Raw genomic sequence first — 16704 nt, 5'->3', positions numbered from 1 at the left:
ATCACGGCGACGCCGCCCTGAGGAGCTGCCCGTGGAACACGAGCCCACCGAGCTCAGGTTCGACATCCCGCACTCGGCCCGGATCTGGAACTACTGGCTGGGCGGCAAGGACAACTACCCACCCGACCGGGCCGTCGGTGACGCGGTGGCGGCGCAGAACCCGGAGATCCTCGTCATCGCGCGGCAGGCCCGGCAGTTCCTCATCCGCGCGGTGACCTACCTGGCGGGCGAGGTGGGGATCGACCAGTTCTTGGACATCGGCACCGGGCTACCGACCATGCAGAACACCCATGAGGTGGCGCAGCGGCACGACCCGGCCGCCCGCGTCGTCTACGTCGACAACGACCCGCTCGTGCTCGCGCACGCCCGCGCCCTGCTGGTGAACAGCACACCGGAGGGCGTGACCAGGTACATCCACGCGGACGTCCGCGAACCGGAGATGATCCTCGCGGCCGCAGGCGAGACTCTCGACCTCGACCGGCCGGTTGCCGTCATGCTGCTGGGCGTCCTGGGGCATGCCGCCCCCGACTTCGACGACATGCGATCGATCATCGACCGCCTCATGGCCGGCGTCCCCGCCGGAAGCTACCTCGCGCTGCTCGACGGGGCCGACGTCAGTGACAAGGTCCGCAAGAGCGCCGCGATGAGCAACTACGAGCTGCGCACCCTCGACGAGTTCCGGCAGTGCTTCGAGAACCTCGAGATGGTCGAACCCGGCCTCGTGTCCACGCCGCTCTGGCGCCCGAACCCGACCGACATCGGCGCTCCCGCGCCCATCGACTCGTACTGTGCCGTAGGGCGCAAGCCCTGAAAGGGCTGCAAGCACAGGCAGGGCCGCGCGCGGCGCCTCAGGAGGCGGTTCCGCAGCCATGATCAAGGCTTCGGCGCGCAAGCGGGCGAATCTGACACGAGAACGCGCCGAACCCCTGATCACGCCGTTCTGACGGTCCCGGGGTCCAGGATCGTGGGGTGAGTGACGGTTCCCCCATGGCACTGTTCGAAGACGACGCCGGCCGACCGCTGGCCGACCGGCTGCGCCCGCGCGCTCTCGACGAGGTCGTGGGCCAGGACCACCTCCTGGCCGAGGACGCACCGATAGGGCGGATGGTCGCCCAGCACCGTCTCGTGTCGATGATCCTCTGGGGGCCTCCCGGCTGCGGGAAGACCACGATCGCGAGGCTGCTGGCCGAGCGGACCGACCTCGTCTTCGAGTCGCTGTCCGCCACGTTCTCGGGCGTTGCCGACCTGCGCAAGGTGTTCCAGGCGGCCACGAAGCGCCGGCAGGCGGGCCACGGCACGCTGCTGTTCGTCGACGAGATCCACCGCTTCAACCGGGCCCAGCAGGACAGCTTCCTGCCCTACGTCGAAGACGGGACGATCGTGCTGGTCGGCGCGACAACGGAGAACCCGAGCTTCGAGCTCAACGGGGCGTTGCTGTCCCGCTGCCAGGTGTTCGTCCTCGAACGGCTCGACGAGCACGCCATGGCCCGGCTGATCGAGCGCGCCGAGAATCTGGCTGGCCGGCCGCTGCCGGTCACGGCGGAGGCCTGCGAGGCGCTGATTGCGCTGGCCGACGGCGACGGCCGATACGTGCTCAACATGGCCGAAGAGCTCATGGCGCTGCCCGACCGGGCCGACCCGTTGGACGTGGCCGGCCTGGCGAGCCAGGTGCAGAAGCGGGCGCCGCTGTACGACAAGGCGCAGGAAGGGCACTACAACCTGATCTCCGCGCTGCACAAGTCGATGCGGGGGTCGGACCCGGACGCCGCCCTGTATTGGCTGGCCCGGATGCTCGACGGCGGCGAGGACCCCCTCTACATCGCCCGCCGCATCGTGCGGTTCGCGAGCGAGGACGTGGGCATCGCCGACCCGAACGCGATCCAGCAGGCCCTCGCCGCCTGGGACGTCTACGAACGGCTCGGCTCACCCGAAGGGGAGCTGGCGATCGCGCAGGCCGTCGTCTACCTCGCGACGGCCCCCAAATCCATCGCGGTCTACCGCGGGCTGGCCGCCGCGACCCGCGCCGCCCGCGAGACCGGATCGCTGATGCCGCCCGCGCACATCCTGAACGCGCCGACCCGGCTGATGAAGGACCTCGGCTACGGACGGGGATACCAGTACGACCCCGATGTGGAGGACGGCTTCTCCGGAGCGGACTACCTCCCGGAGGGCATGGAGCGCACCACGTTCTACCGGCCGACCGGCAACGGATACGAGCAGCAGGTGCGGGAGCGGTTGCGGCGATGGGCGCAGATGCGCGCCGAGCGGCGGCGGGACACGGACCGGCACCAGGAGCGGTAATCGCCCGATCGGCCGTCAGAAGAGCGGGACACCGTCGGTGGCGTCGTATCGCTTGACCTCGATGTGCTTGGGTTTGCCGACTTTCGGACCTTTGGCCCGCTTCCGCCACTTGTTCAGCGCGTCGGCGTCCCGCCACACCTCGACCATATTGACCCGTTCAGGATCCACGGAGTCGGCGGTGATGGCGATGTGCATGCATCCGTCGAAGTCACGAGCGCGCGTGACGAGATCACGGAAGGCAGCGACGAAGATGTCGCGCTGCTCGGCTTCTACGAGCTCGTGGCCGGCAATGATGATCATTTTTCCTCCTCGGGATCGGTCCTCATCAGGCCTTCACGTAGCCGCGTGCCTCGACGATCCGGCCATCGCGGATCCGGATGAGGTTCACGCCACGGACACGGTCCTGCGCGCCGTCGCCCCACTGCAGGCCCCACGGCTGGACCGCGAGATCCCCGTGGATCTCCGCCGCCTCCGGCGTGAACCTCAGTGCACGGTTCTCCGCGAGCTCGGACCACCGCGCCAGGCACGCCTGACCGCCCTCACGGCGAACACCGTCCGGAGCCGGTCCCGTGTCCTCGATGACGCAATCGTCCGCGATCAGATCATCCAGTAGCCCTGGGTCGTGCAGACGGAAAGCATCGTTGTACAGGTCGAGTACCTCGCGGGTGGTTCGCACCCTCATCGCGTCGTCCCCACTGCCTGTTGTCGTCATGGCCATTCCCTTCCGTTGCTTCGCTTTCAACGATCCCGGAGGGGATGCCGCGCGTCGATTACCTCTCGTGTAACGCCGTTCGGCACTACACGAGGCGTAATGGACCCGGGCAGGACGCCCCGCTAGCCTGATCCACGTGGTCGTCCAGACCGAGCGGGAGCCTGAGACAGCCGGCGAGCTGATCCGCTTCTGGCGCACGCGACGCGGCCTCAGCCAGCTCGCGCTGTCCCTGGACGCCAACGTCTCGACCAAGCACTTGAGCTTCATCGAGACCGGCCGCTCCAGCCCGAGTCGACAGCTCCTCCTGCACCTGGCCCAGCACCTCGATCTGCCGATCGCGGAGCGCAATCGACTGCTGCTCGCGGGCGGCTTCGCGCCTTCGTATCTGGACCTGCCCTACCAGGGGGAGGTGATGCAGCCGCTTCGGGAGTCGCTCGAGCGGCTGCTCGAGGCCCACGAACCGAACCCGGCTCTGATCGTCGACGGGCTCTGGAACTTGATCGAGTCCAATCGAGCCGCGCCGCTTCTCTGGGACGGTGTTGACCCGGAGCTCCTCGAGCCACCGATCAACATGCTCCGCCTCGGCGTTCACCCGGGCGGCCTGCCGCGGATCTCGTCGTTGACCGCCGCGTGCAACGCGCCGCTGATTCACCGGCTGAAGCGGAGGAGCCGCGAAGACGCCGATCCGGCCCTCGCCGAGCTCGTCGAGGAGGTCGAGTCCTACCTCCCCGGCGAGGCGCCGACGAGCCCCGCCACCCAGCCGGTGGTCTCGTTCACGCTCCAAACTCCCATCGGCGAGGTCAGGCTGTTCACGGTCATCGCCACCCTCGGAGCCCCGCTCGACGTCACGGCCGCGAACCTCGCGATCGAGACGTTCCTGCCGATGGACCGCGAGAGCGCGGCGCGGCTCGCCGAGCTCAACCCGCCCCGATCTGCCTGAGCAGGTCGGGCCCGCCACGTACAGTCGGCGCCGGCGTGGTTTCAGTCCTTGCTGGTCGGGGTGTGGTCGAGGGGCTCTGAACCGGCGGTGGCCGCCCAGCTGGCGAGCAGCCTGAGCGCATCCTCCGACGGGGAGCCGGGTTCGGCGGTGTAGGCGGTGAGGGTGAGACCGGGGTCGGTGGGGAGGTCCAAGGCGTCGAAGGAGAGCTCGACGGTGCCGACGGCCGGGTGGTGGAAGTGCTTGACGCCGCTGCGGTGCAGGCGCACGTCGTGGGCGGCCCAGCGGACGCGGAACGCGTCGCTGCGCGTGGCGAGCTCGCCGATGAGGTCGGCGAGGTCCTTGTTGTGGGGGTCGCGGCCGGCTTCGGTGCGCAGCAGGGCGACGGTGGTGTTGGCGGAGTTGTTCCAGTCCGGGTAGAAGTCGCGCGCCGCCGGGTCGAGGAAGTTGAACCGGGCGAGGTTCGCGGGCCGGACCGGGTCCGCGAACGCCGGGGAGAAGAGGGCCCGGCCGAGCGCGTTGATCGCGACCAGGTCCAGACGTCCGTTGCGGACGAACGCGGGCGTGGTGACCATCGAGTCGAGGATGCGCTGCACGCTCGGCCGGACGCGGGACCGGCCGCGTCGGCGTGGGGTGCGGTCGGGGCTGGTGGCCCTGGCGGCCCTGGCGAGGTTGAAGAGATGGGTGCGCTCGGCTTCGTCGAGTTGCAGTGCGCGGGCGACGGCGTCGAGTACGTCGGTGGAGACGCCGCCCAAGTGGCCTTTCTCCAGTTTGGAGTACCAGTCGGTGCTGACGCCTGCGAGCACGGCGACCTCTTCGCGGCGCAGGCCGGGGACGCGGCGCTTGCCGCCGCCCGCCGGCAGCCCGACCTGTTCCGGCGTGACCTTGGCGCGCCGGCTGGCCAGGAACTCGCGGATCTCGGCCCGGTTGTCCACAGCCATGACGGTAGATCCTTCGCGGGGGCCGAGGGGGGTTGAGCTGGAACCCCCTACAGGTTCGACCTCCCATGCGGGCGGGAAACGAGGTTGCCTCGAGAACAAGGACAACGGCGCCACCGAGGACGAGCTGATCGAAACGATCACGCACCTGGCGTTCTACGCGGGGTGGCCGAAGGCGATGTCCGCGATGGCAGTCGCCAAGCGCATCTTCCGAAGTGGAGGAGACCATTGATGAAGACCCGGACGCTCGGACGCGACCTGACCGTCTCTGAGATCGGCTACGGCTGCATGGGCCTGAGCCAGAGCTACGGACCGGTGCCGGAGCGGCACGACGCGATCGCCCTGGTCCGGGCGGCCGTCGATCGCGGCGTGACCTTCTTCGACACCGCCGAGGTCTACGGACCGTTCGTCAACGAGGAGCTCGTCGGGGAGGCCCTCGCGCCGTTCCGCGGTGAGGTGGTGATCGCGACCAAGTTCGGCTTCGCCTTCGACGATCAGGGGCGCCAGACCGGTCTGTCGAGTCGGCCCGAGCACATCAAGCAGGTGGCGGAGCAGTCGATGCGGCGGCTGCAGATCGATGCGATCGACCTGTTCTACCAGCACCGGGTCAACCCGGAGGTGCCGATCGAGGACGTCGCGGGCGCCGTCGGTGAGCTCATCGCGGAGGGCAAGGTCAGGCACTTCGGGATGTCCGAGGCGGCCGCGGCCACGATCCGGCGGGCGCACGCCGTCCAGCCCGTCACCGCGGTCCAGAGCGAGTACTCGCTCTGGTGGCGGCGTCCCGAGGAGCAAGTGCTGGCCACGTGCGAGGAGCTCGGCATCGGGTTCGTGCCCTACAGCCCGCTCGGCAAGGGGTTCCTCACCGGGACGATCGACCCGAACACGGCCTTCGACAGCTCGGACATCCGCACCACGATCCCGCGGTTCGAGGCAGAGGCGCGCCAGGCCAACCAGGCGCTGGTGGACCTGCTGGGCACCATCGCCGCCCGCAAGGGCGCCACCCCGGGACAGGTCGCGCTGGCGTGGCTGCTCGCCCAGAAGCCGTGGATCGTCCCGATCCCGGGCACCAAACGACTCGGCCGGCTCGAGGAGAACCTCGGTGCGGCCGACGTCGAGCTCGACGCCGACGATCTGGCCGAGATCGAGAAGGCCGCGTCGGCGATCCAGGTGCAAGGTGCCCGCTACCCGGAACACCTCGAGCGCATGACCGGCCACTGATCCCGGCGACTTCTCCTGGCGCTGACCGCTCGGCCGTTGGTGCCGCCCCTCAGAACGGCGGCTGCTCGTCCGGTGGCGGTTCGGGTTTCGGCGGTGGTGGCCGAGGCAGGTCCGCCTCCGGTCGTTCCAGGATTCGCGGGTCGACCATGCGCAGCCGCTGGTCGACCTCGGCGCCGGTTTCGTCGTCCGGCTGTGGCGATGGGTCCGGGTCGGGCAGGTCGGGGCGGACCGGTTCGCCCTTCGGGACGTAGATGCGCCCCAACGGACTGATCCACAGGAACAGCCCGGGCTCGGGCTGGGCCAGGGACCAGTGCCGATCCTTGTCCGGATGGTGACGCTTGCAGGCGGGGCCGATGTTCACCTCGACGGTTTCGCCGCCGCGGGCGTGGTCGCGGGTGTGGTCGAGGTCGCTGCGCCGTGCCGGGCGGGTGCAGCCCGGGCCGCAGCAGTTCCGGTCGCGGATGCGGATGTGGTCGGCGAGCCGGCCGCGCGCGAACCGTGCGTGCGGGTTGGCGGCCAGTCGCCGGCGGAGCTCGTCGCGGTCGGCCCAGGCGTCGGCGATCTCGGCCAGCAGCCCGTTCCAGTCGCCGAGGACCGGGTCGGTGCCGTAGCCGCCGAGCTCGTCGAGGGTGAGGTGGAGCTCGACGATCCCGCCCCGCACCGGAAGAGCTCGCGTGGAGGTGCGGGGGCGGCGCCGGAGCGGTCCGGCGAGGAGGAGGTGGCCGTCGGTGTCGACGATGGCGAACTTCCAGGACGCCCCCCGCCGTTGGGCGGCGACGGCGGTGCGGGCGAGGTGGGCACCGACGGGTCCGAGGCCGGGGATCTCGCCGGGCCGGTCGTCCAGCCCGGCGAGGGTGGCGAGCCCGACTCGGATCTCGATGCCCTCGCGGGTGGCGACCCGGTCTCCGGTCCACCGCTCGGCGTTCTCGCCCGCCGGGGCGGCAGCTGTGGCAGCGGCCTCGGCTGCGGGGTGGTCGTCGGGATGGTCGATGTCGGGGCCGTCTTCGGGTCGTCGGGTGGCCAGGAGCCGGTTGATGATGTCGTTCTCGGTGAGGCCGTGGAAGGTGCCGTTGAGCATTCCGAGGTAGATGTCGGCGCTGATCTGTGCCCGTCGTGCTGGGTGCCCGGCCCGTTTGGTGGCCTCCACGAGCCGGTCGATCCGCTGGCCCGCGGCGGCCGCTTCGTCGGGTGGGAGTCCGTTCCCGACCAGGATGGCCGTGCCGGTGCGCGGGTCGAGGTACAGCGCCACGCCTCGGCCCTGCACGGCGCGCTCGTATCGGCGGCGGCGCAGGTCGGGGTCGATCGCGTGCAGCGCCCGGTACAGCCGGTCCGAGAGCTGTTTGGTGGTCAATCCCGGCGCCTGCGGCACGAATTTCTCGCAGAGCCGCCGGCTCTGCTGGTCGGTGAGGTCACCGTTCGCCGGGTCGAGGTATTCGACGAAGACCCGTGCCTTACCGCGGTCGATGTGGCCGTGCCGGAGGGATTCGTAGACCAGCGGTAGGCGTTCGACCAGGGCGGTGGCGAACCCGAGTTCCCGGTCGGTGGCGGTGGGGGTCCAGGTGAGTCCGGCGGCGATCTCGTGGGAGGCCCACTCGAACTGCTCCGCGGCCCGCGCCACCGCCTCGGCCCGGTCGCCGGGCAGGTCGGCGATGGCGACGGCGTGGGCGATCTCCACCAAGTCGGCGAACAGTTCTGCCTGGTCATGGGCCAGCTGCCGGGCCCGAGCCCGCACCACCTCGACCAGACGAGTGTTCGGGACCTTCTCCCGGGGCAGCGCATCCAGGACGGCGGACAGCTCCGGACCGGGCGGTAGCGCCACCGCCCGGTCCACGAGTTCCGCCATTCCGGCCACGATTCGAAACTACGTTCGCACCCTGACATTCCCGGCCGCATTCGGGCAGCGTGACGGGGGTTCACCCGAAAAGCCCAGCGACAAGGACCATCTGCACCCGATACTGGCAGGTCAGTGCGGTGATCAAGGGCTGGTGGTCGCGATTGAAGATCATCTAGCGACCATTTCGCCTTGATCGCCGCATTGTCCCCGGAATGGCGGCTTGATCAGCAGTTCGGCGCGTTCCCGGGTGGTTTTTGCCCGTTTCCGCGCCGAAGCCTTGATCATGCCCGTGAATCCGCCTCCGGTGGCGCCGCGCGCCCATCTGGGCAGGCCCTTGGCCTGCCCGTGCTACTGCCCAGAGGGGTCGCAGAGGCTCGCCTGTCAAGGGTCGCGAAGCGATCGCGAAGCGACGCGGAGCGCCCTTGACAGGGGAGGGGCGGCCCCGCACGATGCGCGGCGCCACCGGAGGCCTTGCGGCCTGGCGGCTTGATGAGGGCCCGACCTGCCGGTTTGATAAGGGCCGTCAGAGGCGAGTCACGCCGGCACCCCGGGCCGCTCCGAGCCCGCCAGCCATGCGGCGCCCTCGCGGTAGAGCCGGTCGACCGCCTCTCCGACCAGGTCCGGCAGGCCGGGCTTCACCGTGAACCCGGCCTTCGTCTGCACGTATCCGAGATGGCGGTACCCGTCGGGGAACCGGGCGAGCAGCTCGGGGTCGAGCTCGAGCGAGGCGGCGGGGTCGACGACGTCGAGGCGGTCCTTCTCGTAGATGGGCTGGCGGCGAACGATCGTCCACTCGTTGTCGTCCCGGGACAGGAAGTCGTAGAAGCGGCCGGTGCACACCACGTCCACCTGGACGTCGTCGACCTCCGCGCGCTGGTTGATCGTCATCTTGGTCTGGGCGATCGCCCGGTCCTCGGCGACGTCCGAGGTGTGCCCGCCCAGGAAGTGCAGGATGCTGACGCCGTTCTCGAAGCCCCGCCTGCTCGCGGCGATGAAGTCGGCGGCAGGGCCCTGGAACCACGTGGCGCTCATCCATCCGTCCGGGTGCCACGTCGTGGCGAACCGGTCCCAGTCGCCTGCGTCCCGCCACAGCGCCCAGTTCTCCACGAGCTGTCTGATCTCCGCCTGGTCGGCGTTCATCATCGGTACCTCCTCGTCAGACCGGGGTTGCGGCCGCTTCGGCTTCGGCGTCGTGGGCGTAGATCCAGCCGTTGTCGACCAGCGGGTCCGCATGGGCCAGTGATGCGTCGCGGGCTCGTTGTTCGGGCCCGTCGGGCAGGTGGTTGAGGTGTGCTCGGGCGTGGCTGACGTCCTGGAGCCGGGTGGTGCGCTCGATCCGGAGCGACTCGAAGCGGCGCAGGGCGCGTTCGGGTGCGTGCACGTCGTCGGCGAGGCAGCGGGCGAGAACGGCGGCGTCCTCGATGGACTGGGCTGCCCCTTGGGCGAAGAAGGGGAACATGGGGTGGGCGGCGTCGCCGAGCAGGGTGATGGGGCCCTGGCTCCAGTGTCGGAGTGGTTCCCGGTCGAGCAGCGCCCATCGGCCGGGGGTGCCGGCACCGCGGATCAGTTCCTGCAGCCGGGGATCCCATCCGGCGAACTCGGCGAGGAACTCCTCCACAGTGGCGGTGGCGCTCCACGACTCGGTCGTGTACTCGCCCGCCGGGGCGAAAGCGACGAGGTTGATCACGGTTTCGCCGGCGATGGGGTAGTGCACGAGGTGGTGGTCGGGGCCGATCCACAGTGTCTGGGCGCGGCGCCGCGCGAACGAGGGGCCGCGGTCGGCCGGCACGAGGGCGCGGAACGCGCAGATCCCGGAGTAGGTCGCCGGCGTCGGTTCGGTGATCGCGCCGCGGATCGTCGAGTGCACTCCGTCCGCGCCGATCACCACATCGGCCTCCGCGCGGGTGCCGTCGGCGAACGCCAGCCGCGCGATGTCGCCGTTGACCGTGAGGTCGGTGCAGCGTTTGCCCAGCTGGAGCGCGTCCGGGGGGACGGCGGAGGCGATCGCGGTGAGGAGGTCTGCCCGGTGGACGGTGTAGGTGTGTTCGCCGTAGAGCCGCTCGCAGGCGTCGGCCAGGTTCTCCGCGGACAGGACGCGCCCGTCTTCCCAGCGGCGGAACTCCCACCCGACGTCCAGCGGTACGGCGTGCTCGTGGAGCCGGTCCAGCACGCCCAGCCGGCGCAACAGCCGGGCCGCGTTGGGTGCGAGGACGAGCCCCGCGCCGACCTCTGTGAGCTGCGGGGCCTGTTCGTAGACGGTGCTGGGCAGCCCGGCGCGGTGCAGGAAGGCAGCTGCGGCGAGGCCGCCGATGCCGCCACCGACGATGGCGACCCGTGGGGTGCCCGCAGGCGATGCGACCATGACCGCGATTGTTCGAGAGCCCGGACGGCGGCGAAACCGTCGAGTCCATTGAATGAACGAATGCACCTGCGGGTGTTCGTTCAACGGCTATAACCAGGGCATGCCACCGACCAGTGAACCGGGGCGCAGCGTCAGCTCCCGGCTGCTGCAGGTCCTGTTCGCGTTCCAGCCGGGGCACACCCGGTTCACGCTGGCCGGGCTGGCCCGCCGAACGGGGTTGCCCCAGGCCACGGTGCGCAGGCTGGCCTTCGAGCTGGTGGCCGCAGGTGCGCTCGAGCGGGCACGCGACGGGACGCTCACGGTCGGGACCCGGCTGTGGCAGCTGGGCACGCTCGCACCGCTGACGGAGCCGCTGCGGACGGTGGCCCTGCCGTTCATGGAGGACCTCTACACCGCCCTCCAACAGCACGTGCAGCTCGCCGTCCTCGAAGGGCACGAAGGGGTCATCGTGGAGCGGCTCTCCACGACGAGCGCCGTCGGCCTGACGTCGGGGGTGGGCGGTGGGCTGCCGCTGCACTGCTCGGCGGTCGGCAAGGTGCTGCTGGCCCACGGCGCCGCCGCCATGTTCGACGCACTGGTGGAGCGGGGGCTCGAACGGTTCACGCCGCAGACGGTCACCGACCCGGCACGGCTGCGCGGTGAGCTCGCCGACTGCCGCCGAACGGGGACCGCGATCGTGCGCGAGGAGCTCAGCCATGGCGCGGACTCGGTCGCGACCCGGATCCTGGACGGCGAAGGACGGGTCGTTGCAGCGCTGTCCGTCGTCGTGCGAACCGGGTCGGTGTCGCTGACCGCGGTCACCCCGTCGGTCGTCACCAGCGGCCTCGGGATCTCCCGCCGGCTGGGGTGGACCCCGAACGTCGGCGTGCGCGACGGCTACGGCTGTCGCTACTGAACCGGCCCCGCGGGAATGTCGCCTGCCGGGACGTACCGGCCGCGGGCCGTACCGTCCACCAGCTCGCCCTCGTCCACCACCACACGCCCGCCGACGACGACGGTGGTCGGGCGCCCCGTGAGCCGCCTGCCCTCGTACGGGGTGTAGTCGGTGGCCTGGTGCAGCTGCGCGGCCGTGACGGTCCACGCGAGCCGGGGGTCCCAGATCGCGATATCGGCATCGGCGCCCGGCATCAGCGACCCCTTCCGGGGGTAGAGCCCGTTGGCCCGGGCCGGGTTGGCGGCGGTGAGCTCGACGAACCGGGTCAGCGACAGCCCGCGCCCGACCACGAACTCGGAGAACACCGTCGCCAGCCGCGTCTCGACGCCGGGCAGGCCGTTGGGCATCTGACGCACGTCGTGGCGGTGCTCCCGCTTCTGCGCCGTGTCGTAGCAGCAGTGGTCGGACCCGATCGTGCTGATCTCACCGGTGAACAGGTGCCTAGTGAGCGCCTCGACGGACTCCCTCGCCCGCAGCGGTGGGCAGCAGACGAACCGTTCCGGCTCCGGTCCCGCGTAGGACGACTCGTCCAGCAGCAGGTGGTGCGCAACGGTCTCGGTGTAGGCGCGCAGCCCTCGGCGCCGGGCCGCGGCGACCAGCTCGACCGCCGCGGCCGTCGACTGGTGGACGAAGTACACAGGGGTCCGCTGTGACTCCGCGATGGCCAGCACCTCCGCGACCGACGCGGTCTCGGCGAGCTCCGGGCGGGTCGCGGGCATGTCGCCTGCGCCGATCCGATCGACGCCGGCGGCGTGCTCCTGGGAGTCGACGATGATGTGGTCGGCCTCGCAGTGCACGACCACCATGCCGCCGAGGTCGCGCAGCGCGGCCATCGTCCGAAGGATCGTCGACTCGTCCGCCATGCTCTCGCCGCGGTACGTGGTGAACATCTTGATCGTGCGGACGCCCTCGTCGGCGAGCACCCGCAGCTGATCGGCGGTCGTGTCGTCCCACTCGACCACGCAACCGTGCAATGCCGCGTCGCACAGCCCGGCCGGGATCTTGGCGCGCTGGGCCCGTGCGACGTCGAGCGGGCGCTGCCCGGGACGCGGGATGGCGAAGTCGACGATCGTGGTCGTGCCGCCGAACACGGCCGCGGTCGTGCACTCGCGGTGGTCGTCGAGCGAGGTGTACTCGCCGGAGGTGAACCCGACGTGGCAGTGCGGGTCGACGCCACCGGGCAGCACCAGCCGGCCGCGTGCGTCGACCACCGGCACGTCCGGGTCGACCGGCGTGCCCCGTGCGAGCAGCGCGGCCACCACACCGTCGCTGACGAGCACGTCCGCCGGTCCCTCCCAGGCCGAGTCGACGACCGTGCCGCCGCGGACGACGAGATCCGCGCTCATGCGCTCGCTCCTCGGTAGGCCAGCCAGCCGCCGGCGGCTGTGATGTCGGTGACGCCGGGGAGCCCGATCGCCGCCGCCCGCATCACCATCGACAGCGTCCCGGTGCCGTCGGCCAGCTCGATCACGCCGAGTTCCAGCTCGGCGGGTTCCCTCGGGAGGAGCTGCTCGCGCAGCAGGGCGTAGTCCAGCTCGTAGAGTTCGCCGGGCACGGCCGCGCCGCCGTCCGGCACGTGGTGGATGCCGGGGAACTCGTCGCGCACCGAGTAGAAGCGGTAGTTCGGCGCGGTCTCGACGGGGCCGAGGAACCTCGCCTCGGCGAGCGCGTCGTGCAGTTCTCCTCCGGACATCGCCTGCCCGTTGACGAACATGCGGACGGGGTGGGGTCGGCTCGGCAACTCTCATCTCCTCGTGAGTTGGGGGACGGGGACGCGCAGGCGGTCGGGCCCGAGGTCGGCGATCTCGACGGGCGGGGCCGTCCCGGTGACCAAGGCCGCGACGACGTCGGCCCACAGCGGCGCGAGGGTGAACGCGTACGTGCCGCCCACGCTGATCAACCCGGGATGCTCGGTGTGCATCCCGACGACCGGCATCTCGTCGGGGGTGGCCGCGAGCGGTCCGGCGTGGACGGACTCGACGGGGAGGTCACTCAGCGCGGGTAGCAGCCTGCGCAGCTGGGCGAGGTTGCCCGCGACGCCGGCCGGGCTGGCCGCCGCCGGTTCGCCCGGTGTCCACGGCTCCGCGGGCCAGCCGCCACCGAGCACCGGTCTGCCGTGGCGATCCTGCTTCACCGAGAACCCTTCCCCGACGTGCTGCACGAGGTGGGGCAGCCGCAGCTCCGTCCGGGTCAGTCGGTGCATCTGGATGGCGAGCGGGGCCATGGCGAGCGCGGCCCCCGCGAGCGCCGCGATCTCCCCCATCCACGGCCCCGCGGCGTTCACCACGAACGGGGCCTCCCACGTGGCCTGCCCGGCCTCGACCCGCCAGGTCTCCCGGCCGCGACGCAGGGCATGCACGGGGTGGTACGGGTGCATCGACGTCCCGCCTTCGGCGGCCGCGGCCAGGTAGGCCGGGGTGGTGAGCCACGGGTCGGCGAACGCGTCGCTCGCGCACCAGGTCGCGGCGAGCACCCCGGCGCCGAGCAGGGGGAGCGCGGCGTGCGCCGTGTCGGCGTCCATCACCTCGGTGTCGATCCCCGCCGAGTGTTCCCACGCCTGCTTCGTCCGCAGCGCGTCGACGTCGTCCTGGGTCTCGGCGACCATCAGCCCGCCGCACGCGACGAAACCGACGTCGCGCCCCAGCTCGCCGGCCACCCCGTCCCAGCGTCTCCGCGCCGCGTGCTGCAGCGGCAGCAACCTGCGGGCGTCCAGGCGCACCTGCTGGGCCGGCCGCCTGCTGTGCAGGCCCTGCACGTGGATGTTCGCCGCCGTGGCGCCGGAGCCGCCCCCGTTGGGCTCGCCGCGATCGAGGACGACGACCCGCAGGCCGGCCCGGGACAGCCGGTGCGCGCAGGCGGCGCCGACCACGCCTGCCCCGACGACGACGGCGTCCGCGGTAATGGTCACGGCACCAACCCCGCGCCCGCGAGCGCGCTCCGCAGCGCGTCGAGCGCGGCCGGATCGGTCAGCGGGAGCAACGGTGGCCGGACCGTTCCGCCCGGCTGCCCCAGCAGCCCCATCGCGGCCTTGAGCTGCGCCGTTGGCGAGGCGAACCGGGCGCTGTAGTCGTCGCGGACGAGCGCGGCGGCGAGTGCTCCGTAGCGGTCCGAGAACCGCCCGGCGCGCTCCAGGTCCCCGGCCCACACGGCCTCGTAGAACGGCACCGCGAACGGGGCGCCGAGTCCGCCGCCGTCGATGTTGCCGTCACCGCCGATGCCGGTGAGGAAGGCCATGCCCCTCCGGTGGATGAACCGGGCGAAGAACCGAACACCCCCGACGACGGCCTCGCAGGCGCGCATCGCCTTGAGCTCGTCGCCGGTGCTGTCCTTGACCGCAACGACCCGGTCGAGCTCCGCGAGCTGGGCGATCACCTCCACCGAGAGGTCGACGGCGACGCCACGGGGCCAGTTGTAGATCATCCACGGCAGGTCGACCGCCTCGGTCACCGTCCGGTAGAAGGCGACCGCCTCGATATCGGTCGGGTGCGCGTACGGGGGCACGGTGGCGAGAGCTCCGCTCGCACCCGCGGACCTGGCGTGCTCGGCGAGCGCGATCGTCTCGGCAGGGGTGTATCCGGTACAACCCACCACGACCACGACGTCCGTGTCGCGCAGTGCGTCCACCGCGACCTCGGCCACCCGGCGACGCTCGGCGGCGGACTGGGCGAACCACTCGCCCGTCGTGCCGTTGACCAGCACCCCGTGCACGCCCTGGTGGGCATACAGCGCGAGGGTGGCGCGCAGCGCCGGTTCGTCCAGCTCCCCGTCGGGGCCGAACGGCGTGGGGGCCGCGGGCCAGTACCCGCACCAGTCCACGTCGTCGCGGTTCATCGAGTCGGCTCCTTGATATATCGTGTGATACGTTACGGATCGTGGGGGCGAAGAAGACGCAGGCGCAGCGCGCCTACGAGTCCATCCGGCAGCGGATCGTCACGGGCGAGCTACGGCCGGGGGAGGCGTTGGAGGAGCAGGCGTTGATGGCCGCGACCGGCGTCGGCCGCACCCCGGTTCGCGACGCGCTGCTCTGGCTCGCCCACGAGGGCCTTGTGGAGATCACTCCGCGCCGCGGCACGTTCGTCAGCTCCGTGCAGCTCGACGACGTACAGCAGATCTTCGACCTGCGCGTGGCGATGGAGGGCGTGGTGGCCACGGCCGTGATCAGCCGGGTTGCCGAGGCCGACCTCGCGGTGCTCGACGATCTCATCGCGACGGTGGAGGCCGACGACGACCCGACGTCCGACCCGGTGGTCGACCGCGCCTTCCACGACGCGCTGCTCCAGATCGCCGGCAACCGCTATCTCAGCCGCTACTACTCGCAGCTGGTCGACGCGTCCATCCGGCTGTTCCACCTCACCCACTGCGAGATGGAGAGCAGGGCGGAGCAACTGTCGACGCTGCGCACCGCGCGCGAGGCGCTGCGCACGCGCGACCGGGCGGCACTGGAGACGATCCTCACCGAGCACGTGCGCGACTTCCGCCGGCGGCTGGGCGGCGCGTTGAGTCGTTAGTGTCCCGAACCGGAAGTCCGGTGCATAAATCGGCGGATCCAGGTTTCCGCTGGGTGTGCCGGCGGACCGCGCCTCGTACCGGGCGTACTCGGCCGGTTCGCCGGTGCGCCCAGCGGGAAGCTGGGCCGTCGAGTTATGTGGTGGACTTCCGGTTCGGGACACTAAACCGCCGCTCACAGGACCTTCGCCAGGAACTGCTGCGTACGGGCGTGTTGCGGTCGCTCGAAGAAGTCGGCGGGCGGGGCCTGCTCGACCAGTTGTCCGTCGGCCATCAGCACCACGCGGTCGGCGGCTGCACGCGCGAACCCGATCTCGTGGGTGACCACGACCATCGTCATGCCGTCGCGGGAGAGCGCGAGCATCACGTCGAGCACCTCGGCGACCATCTCGGGGTCGAGTGCCGAGGTCGGCTCGTCGAACAGCAGCACGCGGGGCTGCATCGCGAGGGCCCGCGCGATCGCCACCCGTTGCTGCTGGCCACCGCTGAGCCGGTCCGGGTACGCGTCGCCCTTGTCGGGAAGCCCGACCCGGTCGAGCAGCCCTCGCGCGGCGGTGATGGCCTCGTCGCGTCCCGTCCCGAGGCTGTACATCGGGCCGGACGCGACGTTCTCGGCCGCCGTCAGCTGCGGGAAGAGGTTGAACTGCTGGAAGACCATCCCGATGTGCCGGCGCTGCTGGGCCAGCTTCCGGGAGCTCAGACCGAGCAGCGCCCCCAGCCGGGACGGCGCGGCGAGCAGCTCACCGGCAATGCGCACCTCACCGCCGTCCGCGGTCTCCAGCCCGTTGAGCAACCGCAGCAGCGTGCTCTTCCCGCCACCGCTCGGCCCGAGCACGCAGACCACCTCGCCGGGGAAGACGTCCAGGTCCACCCCGCGGAGCACGTGCTGGTGCCCGAACCGCTTGTGCAGCCCGCGCGCAGACAGCGCGGTGCCGGCGGGGGCGGGCGCTTCCGTGGCCATG

General features: G+C 71.1%; 18 protein-coding genes. 7 read left to right on the top strand and 11 right to left on the bottom strand.

The genetic code is table 11. The annotated features are described in order from the left end of the window. Window positions 1-31: 31 nt before the first annotated feature. Complete coding sequence (locus tag K1T35_RS36750; protein WP_220256324.1) at window positions 32-811, top strand: SAM-dependent methyltransferase; 780 nt, start codon at window positions 32-34, stop codon at window positions 809-811. Window positions 812-987: 176 nt separating this feature from the next. Beyond that, complete coding sequence (locus K1T35_RS36745; protein WP_220256323.1) at window positions 988-2301, top strand: replication-associated recombination protein A; 1314 nt, start codon at window positions 988-990, stop codon at window positions 2299-2301. 15 nt (window positions 2302-2316) lie between these two features. Here the strand turns inward: K1T35_RS36745 and K1T35_RS36740 are convergent, their stop codons facing one another. Both K1T35_RS36740 and K1T35_RS36735 read right to left on the bottom strand, forming a co-directional pair. Continuing rightward, window positions 2317-2601 carry a putative quinol monooxygenase gene (locus tag K1T35_RS36740; protein WP_220256322.1) on the bottom strand — a complete coding sequence of 95 codons (285 nt, stop codon included), beginning with the start codon at window positions 2599-2601 and terminating at the stop codon, window positions 2317-2319. Between the two features lie 25 nt (window positions 2602-2626). Continuing rightward, window positions 2627-2983 (bottom strand): nuclear transport factor 2 family protein, encoded by a 357-nt coding sequence (locus K1T35_RS36735; RefSeq protein ID WP_220256321.1) that lies wholly within the window; start codon window positions 2981-2983, stop codon window positions 2627-2629. A gap of 166 nt (window positions 2984-3149) precedes the next feature. Here K1T35_RS36735 and K1T35_RS36730 point away from each other — a divergent pair, with 166 nt between their 5' ends. Continuing rightward, on the top strand, window positions 3150-3953 hold the full coding sequence (locus K1T35_RS36730; RefSeq protein WP_255621126.1) for a helix-turn-helix domain-containing protein: 804 nt from the start codon (window positions 3150-3152) through the stop codon (window positions 3951-3953). A gap of 41 nt (window positions 3954-3994) precedes the next feature. On the opposite strand, the gene K1T35_RS36725 is transcribed toward K1T35_RS36730, so the two are convergent. Beyond that, window positions 3995-4891: a helix-turn-helix transcriptional regulator gene (locus tag K1T35_RS36725; protein WP_220256320.1), complete on the bottom strand. Its 897-nt coding sequence runs from the start codon at window positions 4889-4891 to the stop codon at window positions 3995-3997. Between K1T35_RS36725 and K1T35_RS49430 the strand changes: the two genes are divergently transcribed. Beyond that, window positions 4890-5120, top strand: coding sequence for a carboxymuconolactone decarboxylase family protein (locus K1T35_RS49430; protein ID WP_255621125.1), 231 nt, complete (start codon window positions 4890-4892; stop codon window positions 5118-5120). The two genes, K1T35_RS36725 and K1T35_RS49430, sit on opposite strands and share 2 nt — an antisense overlap. Further along, a complete protein-coding gene (locus tag K1T35_RS36715; protein WP_220256319.1) occupies window positions 5120-6106 on the top strand; it encodes an aldo/keto reductase in 987 nt (328 codons plus the stop codon). The genes K1T35_RS49430 and K1T35_RS36715 overlap by 1 nt, the downstream gene beginning before the upstream one ends. 49 nt (window positions 6107-6155) lie before the next feature. On the opposite strand, the gene K1T35_RS36710 is transcribed toward K1T35_RS36715, so the two are convergent. The 3 genes from K1T35_RS36710 to K1T35_RS36700 form a co-directional block, all read right to left on the bottom strand. After that, window positions 6156-7949 (bottom strand): HNH endonuclease signature motif containing protein, encoded by a 1794-nt coding sequence (locus K1T35_RS36710; RefSeq protein WP_220256318.1) that lies wholly within the window; start codon window positions 7947-7949, stop codon window positions 6156-6158. Between the two features lie 525 nt (window positions 7950-8474). Then, window positions 8475-9083, bottom strand: coding sequence for a nuclear transport factor 2 family protein (locus tag K1T35_RS36705; RefSeq protein WP_220256317.1), 609 nt, complete (start codon window positions 9081-9083; stop codon window positions 8475-8477). A gap of 13 nt (window positions 9084-9096) precedes the next feature. After that, window positions 9097-10302 carry an FAD-dependent monooxygenase gene (locus K1T35_RS36700; RefSeq protein WP_220256316.1) on the bottom strand — a complete coding sequence of 402 codons (1206 nt, stop codon included), beginning with the start codon at window positions 10300-10302 and terminating at the stop codon, window positions 9097-9099. A 100-nt stretch (window positions 10303-10402) separates the two neighbouring features. Here K1T35_RS36700 and K1T35_RS36695 point away from each other — a divergent pair, with 100 nt between their 5' ends. Next, window positions 10403-11197: an IclR family transcriptional regulator gene (locus tag K1T35_RS36695; RefSeq protein ID WP_255621124.1), complete on the top strand. Its 795-nt coding sequence runs from the start codon at window positions 10403-10405 to the stop codon at window positions 11195-11197. On the opposite strand, the gene hydA is transcribed toward K1T35_RS36695, so the two are convergent. From hydA to K1T35_RS36675, 4 genes are read right to left on the bottom strand one after another with little or no spacing between them, the layout of a single operon-like run. Next, window positions 11191-12582 (bottom strand): dihydropyrimidinase, encoded by a 1392-nt coding sequence (gene hydA / locus K1T35_RS36690; RefSeq protein WP_220256314.1) that lies wholly within the window; start codon window positions 12580-12582, stop codon window positions 11191-11193. The two genes, K1T35_RS36695 and hydA, sit on opposite strands and share 7 nt — an antisense overlap. Beyond that, a complete protein-coding gene (locus tag K1T35_RS36685) occupies window positions 12579-12977 on the bottom strand; it encodes a gamma-glutamylcyclotransferase (RefSeq protein WP_255621123.1) in 399 nt (132 codons plus the stop codon). Before K1T35_RS36685 ends, hydA begins: the two co-directional genes overlap by 4 nt. Window positions 12978-12980: 3 nt before the next feature. Beyond that, on the bottom strand, window positions 12981-14144 hold the full coding sequence (locus K1T35_RS36680; RefSeq protein ID WP_220256313.1) for an FAD-binding oxidoreductase: 1164 nt from the start codon (window positions 14142-14144) through the stop codon (window positions 12981-12983). After that, on the bottom strand, window positions 14141-15067 hold the full coding sequence (locus K1T35_RS36675) for a dihydrodipicolinate synthase family protein (protein ID WP_220256312.1): 927 nt from the start codon (window positions 15065-15067) through the stop codon (window positions 14141-14143). Before K1T35_RS36675 ends, K1T35_RS36680 begins: the two co-directional genes overlap by 4 nt. A gap of 41 nt (window positions 15068-15108) precedes the next feature. Here K1T35_RS36675 and K1T35_RS36670 point away from each other — a divergent pair, with 41 nt between their 5' ends. Beyond that, complete coding sequence (locus K1T35_RS36670) at window positions 15109-15744, top strand: GntR family transcriptional regulator (protein ID WP_220256311.1); 636 nt, start codon at window positions 15109-15111, stop codon at window positions 15742-15744. A gap of 173 nt (window positions 15745-15917) precedes the next feature. On the opposite strand, the gene K1T35_RS36665 is transcribed toward K1T35_RS36670, so the two are convergent. Then, window positions 15918-16703, bottom strand: coding sequence for an amino acid ABC transporter ATP-binding protein (locus K1T35_RS36665; RefSeq protein WP_220256310.1), 786 nt, complete (start codon window positions 16701-16703; stop codon window positions 15918-15920). Window position 16704: the final 1 nt, after the last annotated feature.

This window comes from Pseudonocardia sp. DSM 110487 (assembly GCF_019468565.1).
Classification (GTDB): domain Bacteria; phylum Actinomycetota; class Actinomycetes; order Mycobacteriales; family Pseudonocardiaceae; genus Pseudonocardia.
The sequence above is the reverse complement of the archived record's forward strand: the minus strand, read 5'-3'. Positions and strand labels throughout refer to the sequence as shown.